Genomic DNA, 524 nt, shown 5'->3' with positions numbered 1-524 from the left:
ACTCAGTAGGCCTGCGAGAAACACAAACACTTTTTTCACGAAAACACCCTCCTCTTAACTATGCAGTGTAGACGAAATCTCATGGGATTTGGTTTCAAAACTCATACATTTCTTACCCCGCCCACCTTTTGAAAAGGGGGTATTTTTGTGCGCTTGATTCTTCCGATTCCACCTACACTCAATCACGCCTATTTAGCGTTCATCGAAGAAGCCAGTTGGAAAACACTTTCTTGGATGAGAAAAAACAATTGGCGCATGCCACCGCCAAACGAAAAAATCATTTTGCGTGTGTGGATTTTTTGGCCGGATCGAAGGCGGCGCGACACGGACAATGTCCTTAAATTGTTGCTCGATGCGCTAAAAGGCGTTGCATTCGTTGATGATTGCATGGTGTTGCCGCGCGTTATGGATTTTGGCGTCGATTATGAGCGGCCAAGAATCGAAATCGAATTATCACTCAAAAATGATTTCGAGGATTTTTCTGAGGAAGTCAGTAGAAGTCTCCAACATGAGATTCGGTGTGC

At 44.5% G+C, this 524-nt stretch carries 1 protein-coding gene; it reads left to right on the top strand.

Annotation, left to right across the window (positions count from 1 at the left end; genetic code table 11):
• Window positions 1–147: 147 nt before the first annotated feature.
• Window positions 148–524 (top strand): RusA family crossover junction endodeoxyribonuclease (locus tag BM613_RS14720; protein WP_245926409.1); only part of this gene is annotated, 377 nt, incomplete at its 3' end.

Origin of the sequence: Sulfoacidibacillus thermotolerans (assembly GCF_003144315.1) — a bacterium.
GTDB classification, from domain to species: Bacteria; Bacillota; Bacilli; order Alicyclobacillales; family SLC66; genus Sulfoacidibacillus; species Sulfoacidibacillus thermotolerans.
This window is presented reverse-complemented; position numbering and strand designations above follow the sequence as displayed.